The following is an 8,847-nucleotide window of genomic DNA, read 5'->3' as shown; positions in this document are numbered from 1 at the left end:
TATTTGCAATTCCAAGTAATAGGGCTGCAAGGCATATAAACAAAAGGAAAGGAAACATCAGCCGGGTAAGGTTGACGGTAAGTTCAAATTTATCAGGGTTAGATGTAAACCCGTAAGCAACAACATTTACGATTTGAGGCGCAAAAATCATTCCTAAAATCATTAAAACGGTCAAAACCAAAGTCAAAGCAGTAAAAACAACATTGATTAGTTCCTGGGTTTCCTCCTTGGTTTTTGAACTAACATATTCGCTTAAAACAGGAATAAAAGATGCGGAAAGAGAACCTTCTCCCAAAAGTCTCCTGAAAAGATTTGGGATTCTGTATGCCGCATAAAAAGCATCAGCAGCCAGACCGGCGCCGAAAACATGGGCCACGAGCATATCGCGGATATATCCCAATATGCGGGATACCATCGTTCCCATCGCAACCCTTCCGGCATGTTTGGTCAATTGTTTTTCTTGGCTCATAATTTTAGTTTGAAAGTTGAAGGTTATAAGGTTTAAAGTTAACGACTCTGAAACTTTTTAACTAATTTATTCTCTTTTGCTAGGTTCTATTTTGCTTAAAACTTTCTAACTTTTAACTTTTTAACCTTCAACGCCTTCTTAGAAGAAATTTGACTTACTATATTAAAAAATGTAAAATCTGTGCTCGATGTTTTAAAAAATCTTATTACGCCAGCCCCAGGCTGGCCCGCCTTGGGCGGGGAGGAAGAAAAAATGGCAAAACTTAAAACTGGACGTCATACATCTGCTATAAAGCAAAATAGAAAATCAAAAAGAGCTGAATTAAGGAACCAGTCGGTAAAATCAAAGATTAAAAATCTCGTTAAAAAAGTTGAAGAAGCTGTTTCAAAGAAAGATAAAAAACTTGCTCAGGAACTTCTTAACACCGCTTTTTCAGAATGGGATAAAGCGGCAAAAAGAAATCTTATACATTCAAACGCCGCTTCAAATCAGAAAGCCCGTCTTTCACGGTTAGTAAGCAGCCTTTCCGCATAAAACAAATATTAGTTCATCAAATATCAGTTTCGCGGGACGCGCTGAAGTTTTTATTTCCAGATCTGCCTGCAAAATAAGCCCGATTGAGTTCTCAAGACTATTCAAGCTGAATTTTTTAAGATTTTGAAAAAAATTCCTGTCAAAATAGTTATGTAATCTAAGCGCCTGACGTATTTCCGGCGCTCCGGCCTTTTCTTCTTCCAGTAAACTTTTGGCAAGCAAGAATCTTCTTACAATCCAGTAAATCCTAAAAAGAATTTTTATCGGTTCTTCGCCTTCTCTGAGTAATTCTTCGGTAATTTTTAAGGCGGATTCCAAACTCTTTGATTCAAGAACCTCTGCCAGCCGGTTTAAATTTGCTGTTTTTGTGTGGCCGCTTACCAACTCAACATCTTCATCCGTAATTTCGGTTTTCTTCCCGACAAATAAAATTAATTTTTCTATCTCGTTATTTAGGTCTAAAAGATTTGATCCTGATTCCTGGGCAAGAAGAAGTGAAGCCTCGGAATGTATTTTTTTGCCGTGCTGGGCAACTTTTCTTTGAATCCATTGCGGAAGCTCGTTATCATAAATTCTTTTGAACTCCACTATAGAGCCGTTTTCTTCAGCTATATTGAATAATGCCCTGGATTTTGCGTCTCTGCCGACTTTATCCGTCCACATAATAACAAAACAAGTTGATGCTACCGGTGCTTTTAAAAACTCGGATATTTTTTCAGAATCGCCTGCCTTTAATTTTTGGGCGTTTTTCAGTATAACAAGCCTTTTATCTCCCATAAAAGGAAGAGTTTGAACAGCAATGATCATTTCTTCAATCTTGGATTCATTCCCGAAAAATATTTCTCTGTTCAAAGAATCAACCGCTAGGGCCTTTTCTAAAGCCTTTAGTGCTTCGTCATGGTCATATGAATCCTCCCCGGCAAAAACATAAACGGGAGAAAACATTTTTTTATCTATTTCGGCATAAAACTGCTGAGAAGTTATGTAGGGCATAGTTTTAGGACAAATTTGTTATAAAGTTATAAGGTTAAAAGTTATAAAGTTTTTTTGAAAATTTTATTAAGGTCAACTTTTTAACTTTCTAAACATTTTAACTTTTAACGCTTTTAGCCGTTTATTGAGGGACTTTCTTTTCCGATATTCCGGTAACCGATCCAAAACCATCAATCGTTCTTTTTGTAATGTTTCTGGCCATATTTTCCCAAATTATTTGCCTTGCTTCTTCTTCCGTCATTCCGCCGGAAAGCGTTGAATCATAATAAATTTGGATGCCTTCAAGATTCGGTTCAGACCATAATGTTACATTATGTGTTTTATCAACAAAATAGACATTGACCAATATCCACAATTTATACTGCTGAGTAACCATATTAGCATCGTATGTCAAAGGCTGTAAAATATATTTTGATATTTCGCCTACTAAAGAACCTTCCGCTTCAGATTCGTTATTTACTACTGCCAAACGGCCGTCCCTGATGAATTCATCAATTACCGCAAGTTTAAGTTTCTCCTCAAGGCCGTATTGAGAAGTGCTGTTTACAAACGGCTTAATAAACACCTTTTTGATGTTCTGAGGAAGAATTTGCGGCGCCGGTTTATAAGGCCCGGAACAACCGGAAATAATTAAAAATGAGACCATGGCTACACAGGCATACAATTTACTTAACATAAAACCTCCGTTTTTGTAACAAAATCAAATATTAAAAAAAGAACTGACTATTTTTCTAATGCTGAAAAATATATGGAAATTGCTTTGTCACCCACCGCTTCACCCTGCCAAACAATATTTATTTTGTTATTAATCCAAATCCTGGGATGACTGTATCCATAAGTTTCTTTTCCAGGCAAATCATTTATTTTTAAATTCTTTACAAAAGTTCTTCCTTCATCGGAAGACCTTGAATAATAAATATCCGGAGTACCGAGCATATTTCTATTATCCGACCACACAACATGAATTTTCCCCAAATCATCTACCTTTATTGAGGGGTTCAAAACTCCTTCAGGATCTCCCCCACTATCGATCCTGTCAGATACTGGAACACTATATTCAAAAGTTTCCCCTTTATCTACTGACTTTAAAAACCTAATGCTAAGTTTTGGATCAGCATCTCTGTAATCCGACCAAATTACATAAACATTTTTTTTCCGAAAGTTGCAATATCCGGATTTCTAGTTTCAAAAAATTCATTATCATCTATTCTTCTAGGCCTAGAAAAGCTTTCTCCTTTATCCATAGATTTGACCAGAAAAACTCCCCAATAAATATTGTCTTTCTTTGCGGACCATATGATATATAAAGTTTCATCCGATCCAATTGCTATTCTAGGCTCTTTATCTATTCCCGTCTTAGGATTGTTTACAATTTTATTTTTGCTGAAAACTTTTCCATCAAACGATTTCGAAAGAAAAATATTGTCTTTTTCACCCTCCCATACCAAGTAAATGTGTTTTTTAAAAATGGCTATAGAAGGCTTTGTTTGAAAAGCCGTTTTTGTCTCGCTAACAAAGATGGGGGTACTAAAATTTATTCCTTGATCTTCTGATTTAATATAAAAAATCTTATCGTCGGCATAATATGCAATATGAATTACACCTGACCCATCAACCGCTAGAGAGGGGCAATTAATAGTGTAACTTTCTTCAGATGTAGCAGAATTTGGTTTTGAAAACTTTTTCCCACCAATAGATTTTGATATCCCAATGCAAGGCAAAATGCTTGATTTGCCCGTATTGATATTCTTTATTTCATTGCCCTGAAAAATAACAAAAATATTATCTTTAGTATCCCCTGCGATGTCAGGATAAAATCCGTTATTGAGGTTTTTTGCAACGCTCGGAGGTCTATCATCGTATATTTTTATCTGCCCTGCAATAACGACAGAACAGGCAACCGTAAGAAAAGCAAAACCACCCAAAAACGAAACTAGTCTTTTTTTCATATTCTTCTCCTTGCATGTAACTGAATGATTTTTAAAACATTAAGATACTAAGCCTGCCGTTAATCTGAACGGGAAGATCAATAGTATCTTCAGCAATATATTTTTCATCCGCTTTTGGCCATGAAGCATCTGATATACTTTCTTTATGGCCCGTCGTTTCCCAAAGTTCTTCGCAAATATGGGGCGTAAAAGGAGAAAGAAGAATTATTGCCGTTTCAAAAGCTTTTCTTGATAATATATCGCCGGAAAACTGATATGCATAAATAGCGTTTACCAGCTCCATTACAGCTGAAATTGCGGTATTAAGCTGTTTTTCTTTTTCAATATCGTTGGTGACTTTTTTAATTGCATAATGCATTGAACGCAAAAGTTTTTTTTCAGCTTCTGCCTTTTGAGGATCCTCATACACTTTTGGTTTTGAAGAAATTTCCAACTTTTCCAAAAGGCGCCAAATCCGGTTCAAAAAACGCCACGAACCTTCCACTCCTTCATCAGACCAGTCCAGCTGTTTTTCAGGCGGGGCAGCAAAAAGCACAAAAAGCCGTGCGGTATCAGCGCCGTATTTCTTCACTATTTCATCAGGCACCACAATATTTCCCTTTGATTTTGACATCGCGCTTCCGCCCAAAGTTACCATCCCTTGAGTAAGAAGCCGGCCAAAAGGTTCGTCTGATTTTAAAAGGCCCAGATCTCTCATAATTTTGTGCCAGAACCGAGCATAAATCAGATGCATGCACGCGTGCTCAATCCCTCCGATATATTGGTCAACGGGAAGCCAGGCATTAGCTAAAGCTTTTGAAAACGGTTCTTTATTATTTTGGGGATCGCAATAACGGGCAAAATACCAGGAAGAATCCACAAATGTGTCCATAGTATCCGTCTCACGGCGAGCTTTTGATCCGCATTTCGGGCATTTAACATTAACGAACTCTTTAACTTCCCCTAGCGGAGAATGCCCCGTTCCGGTAAGTTTTACATTTATGGGCAGGACAACCGGAAGGTCCTTTTCCGGGACAGGCACTATACCGCATTTGTCGCAATGTATCATCGGTATCGGCGTTCCCCAGTATCTTTGCCTGGACAAAAGCCAATCTTTAAGCCGAAAATTAACGGATTTTTTTCCAAGTTTTTGGCTTTCAAGCCATAAAGTTACTTTTTCTTTTGCCTCCGTTGAAGGAATGCCGTTGAATTGCCCGGAGTTAACTATTACACCTTCGCCTTCATAAGCGCTTCTGTCTAAATTTGTTTCAGGGGAATGAATAACTTCTATGATAGGCACATTAAACTTCTTTGCAAATTCCCAATCTCTTTGATCGTGCCCCGGTACCGCCATTATTGCACCGGTGCCATATCCCATAAGCACATAATCAGCTGCAAAAATCGGTATTTTTGTTTTGTTTACGGGATTTATTGCCCATACCCCTTCAAGCTTGACTCCGGTTTTTTCCTTTTCCTGCGCCCTGTCGGGAGTAGTTTTTTGGCATTCCTCGTGGATATATTTGTGTACTCGGTCCCAATTCTTTATTTTATTTTGAAGTTCTTCAAAAATTTCGTGTTCCGGCGCCAGGACCATAAACGTTGCGCCGAAAAGAGTGTCAGGCCTTGTGGTAAAAATCCTTAAATTTGATTTGTAACTTCCGGATTCATCTAAAATTTCAAAGTCTACTTCCGCGCCAATCGATTTTCCTATCCAATTTTTTTGCATCAACAAAACTTCTTGAGGCCAGCCATCCTTTATCAGTTCATGCCCTGAAAGCAATTCGTCAGCATAATCAGTAATTTTAAAAAACCACTGTTCAAGCTCTTTGTCCGCGACTACAGAATCACACCGCCAACATAAACCCTGGTTTACCTGCTCGTTGGCCAGCACGGTTTGACAGGAAGGGCACCAATTTACGCGTGCTCTTTTACGAAATGCCAGGCCCTTTTCCCACATCTTAATAAAAAACCACTGGTTCCACCGGTAATATTCCTTATCGCATGTAGCAAATTCCCTGGACCAGTCATAAGAAATCCCCAGCAGTTTAAGCTGCATCGTCATGTGTTTTATATTGTCTCTGGTCCATTTTTCGGGATGAATTTTATTTTTTATGGCTGCATTTTCCGCAGGCATTCCGAATGCATCCCAGCCTATCGGATGAAGCACCTGGTGGCCTTTCATGCGGTAGAACCTTGCGAATACGTCGCCAATGGAATAATTCCGCACATGACCCATGTGAAGCTGTCCCGAAGGATACGGAAACATTACCAGGCAGTAATATTTCGGTCGCTTGTCTCTCTCTGCGGTTTTATACGTACCGTTTTTATCCCAGTACTTTTGCCACTTTTTCTCAATTTCGCTGAAATTGTAGGTTTCTGACATATTCTTTCCTTTCTAGGTTTCTTTAAACAATACTACATTGCTTTTCGTGAAAAATCAAGACTTTCATTGCTCTACGAAAATTATGTCAACAGCGCTGACACAATTTTCTTATCCGGGTAGGCATCATAGAATTGACGCTCAAAATGCTTAGCAATCTTCATCAAATGCTCTCCCGGTCAAATCCAAACCCTCTCTAAGAGTGCTTCTAAACTACATTATCCCAATATCGATTTTCTCACAGTGTTTTTGCCACTTTTTCTCAATTAACGAAAAATCATAAATTTGAAACATCCTATTCCCCTATTCTTTGGATTAATAATTGGCTTGAACCAAACCATTAACCTTTTCGAGTTGATTATCGTAATCAATTATTATTTTGATTGCCCGATCACTTATCTCAGTTTTGCCGAAAAACGACTTCGGGAAAGTTATTTCAATGTTTGGCTCATTCACTTTCTGAGCGAAGCTACCATCATCACTGACTATATAAGCGCTGCGGTCTCCCAGTATCTTTTCATTCAAATCATATAGGTCGATTAAGCCCACATAACGATTTACATCGCCGCCATTAATCTCGCTTTCTTCGTCAAAAGTAACTCTAATCTTGAATTTGATTTCGGTATTTTTGATCGTAAAGTTTGTAGTAGATTTCGTGTACTGGTTATGCTCAATTATTACTGGTTGTACATATTTAATAGTTCCGTCCCCATCATACCTAAGTGTCGGGACATCAACACTACCAGATTTATCTTTCTTATGATCAGTCATTTTTAAGTTAGTAATTTTTATGGTTCCTTTGACTTTATAGACATCTACAAGGGCATATGGCCACTTTTGCTCTATTACTATTTCGCCCCTTCCCACTCCTTCTTTTTCTTTTTCCGCTTTTTCAATTATAACAGTGACAACATCTGAAGATGATCCCCTCTTTGAAACGGCAATAGCTTTAATTCTATGATCCCCTTCTTTGACATTTGAAGTATCCCAACTATATTGCAAAGCTTCAATTAAGGCAACTTCCTTCTTGATTTTTGTTTCGTCGTCAATTGACAAACTGCTCGTCACTTTTTGAATCCATGGTTTATCTTTAATATTTTTATTTATTGCGTCTGGATATTCCCACGATTTGCGAAGCGTATTATAATACTTCAAAACAATATCTTGCATACTATGTCCTTGAAAATCATATTGCCGCACTAATTCGTTCCAACGTTTTGGTCTCACATTTTTTATTCTATTTAATTCATTCTGTTTATTAGTCAATATCTGCAGTGCCGCCTTAAGATTATACTCTGTATCAGTACCTATCCTTTTGAAATCCCATCCATTTTCTTCCAGCAATCCGCTATTTTCACTATTTATTTGCATTAAACCACAATCAGTCGATTCATCAGTATTTACACATCTATATGTATTTCCATTCTCGTTAAACTGCTGCCATCGGCTTTCCTGCCATGCAATGGCTTTAAGCAAGTCCTTGTCAAAATTAGAATTAGTGTTGCTCAATAAATCATCTATTTCTTTATATGATTTATTTTTGTCGCATTTATTGGGATAAAAACCTGCAGTTATATTAACCATTCCTGACACAGTTTTATTATCTTCAGGATTTTGAATTTTGACGCAAAAAGGATACGCGATGCCCGCTACTGCAAATAAAAAGAAAAAAAGAAAAATAAAATATTTTTTATTTAACAAGAATATCATATAAATCTTTCTTAAAAGGGATTTCTTTAATTGCTGCTCCCTTCTCAGTATCATAAACTATCACTTTATTCTCCTTTAGTGCCTGCACAAAAAGCAATTTTCCATCAGGAGATATGGCAGCCCCAGCGGCCCAATATGGGAATGCTTTTTCGCTCTCAACAGATAGTGTTGAAGTATCAAACTTAACTATTTTCTCATTCCCTATGATATATAAATACCTTCCGCCGGAATTTAATAACAAACGAAATACTTTATATTCATCAGAAGTAAGGTTTATGGTTTTCAAGATACCTTTATTAAGATATACTACTCTGAACTTATAGTCTTTACTTGAATCCGAATCATAATGATAGGTAATGAGGTAAATAGTGTAATTTTCGCCTGCTATAATGTCTTGGATATGTTCATGTTCAGTTAGCCTGATTGTCTTATATTCACTATCAGTATCTGTATTGATTATCTTCAAACCATCAATCACGGCCGTGTAAACATATTTTCCGTCATCTGACATACCTATTAAACCAGTATTTATCTTATTTTCTTCGAGTATTTTTAATTGTTTTTTCTGATCAAGGTCTATGACAAACAATCCACCTGTTGCCTCTTTTCCCCAGCCGGGGGCACCTATATACAACTTTTTACCATTAGGTGTTGTTTTTGATCTAATTCTTCTTGGAACAGGCTGCCCGTCATACTCAATATCCCCTAATGCTTTAAATGTCGAAATGTCATAACACGATATTTGTGAAAGGCCTATTTCATAAAGAACGTTATCTGATGCTGCAACACCAAATTCTGCAAAGATTTCTTTAATTGGTTTATAAGAATCATAA

9 protein-coding genes are annotated in these 8,847 nt (G+C 37.2%); 1 reads left to right on the top strand and 8 read right to left on the bottom strand.

What is annotated here, in order from left to right; genetic code table 11:
• The coding region (locus tag NT145_00255) for a murein biosynthesis integral membrane protein MurJ (GenBank protein ID MCX5781130.1) at positions 1–469 on the bottom strand (469 nt) is incomplete at its 3' end.
• A gap of 252 nt (positions 470–721) precedes the next feature.
• Here NT145_00255 and rpsT point away from each other — a divergent pair.
• Positions 722–1,003, top strand: a complete 282-nt coding sequence (rpsT, locus tag NT145_00250) for a 30S ribosomal protein S20 (GenBank protein ID MCX5781129.1) — start codon at positions 722–724, stop codon at positions 1,001–1,003.
• Here rpsT and holA read toward each other — a convergent pair.
• The 7 genes from holA to NT145_00215 form a co-directional block, all read right to left on the bottom strand.
• The gene (holA, locus tag NT145_00245) at positions 980–1,996 is read right to left on the bottom strand and encodes a DNA polymerase III subunit delta (protein MCX5781128.1); all 1,017 of its coding nucleotides are present in this window, start codon (positions 1,994–1,996) and stop codon (positions 980–982) included. The two genes, rpsT and holA, sit on opposite strands and share 24 nt — an antisense overlap.
• A 121-nt stretch (positions 1,997–2,117) precedes the next feature.
• Entirely contained in the window at positions 2,118–2,672 is a 555-nt protein-coding gene (gene lptE, locus NT145_00240) for an LPS assembly lipoprotein LptE (GenBank protein ID MCX5781127.1), read from the bottom strand.
• Positions 2,673–2,719: 47 nt separating this feature from the next.
• Entirely contained in the window at positions 2,720–2,998 is a 279-nt protein-coding gene (locus NT145_00235) for a hypothetical protein (GenBank protein MCX5781126.1), read from the bottom strand.
• 134 nt (positions 2,999–3,132) lie between these two features.
• On the bottom strand, positions 3,133–3,945 hold the full coding sequence (locus NT145_00230) for a hypothetical protein (GenBank protein ID MCX5781125.1): 813 nt from the start codon (positions 3,943–3,945) through the stop codon (positions 3,133–3,135).
• Positions 3,946–3,976: 31 nt separating this feature from the next.
• Positions 3,977–6,307: a leucine--tRNA ligase gene (gene leuS / locus NT145_00225; GenBank protein MCX5781124.1), complete on the bottom strand. Its 2,331-nt coding sequence runs from the start codon at positions 6,305–6,307 to the stop codon at positions 3,977–3,979.
• Between the two features lie 312 nt (positions 6,308–6,619).
• Positions 6,620–8,014 carry a transglycosylase SLT domain-containing protein gene (locus NT145_00220; protein MCX5781123.1) on the bottom strand — a complete coding sequence of 465 codons (1,395 nt, stop codon included), beginning with the start codon at positions 8,012–8,014 and terminating at the stop codon, positions 6,620–6,622.
• A partial coding sequence (locus tag NT145_00215; protein ID MCX5781122.1) for a hypothetical protein occupies positions 7,995–8,847 on the bottom strand: 853 nt, incomplete at its 5' end. The genes NT145_00220 and NT145_00215, both read right to left, overlap by 20 nt.

It is taken from the genome of Elusimicrobiota bacterium (assembly GCA_026388075.1).
Taxonomy (GTDB): Bacteria; Elusimicrobiota; Endomicrobiia; order Endomicrobiales; family JAPLKN01; genus JAPLKN01.
This window is presented reverse-complemented; position numbering and strand designations above follow the sequence as displayed.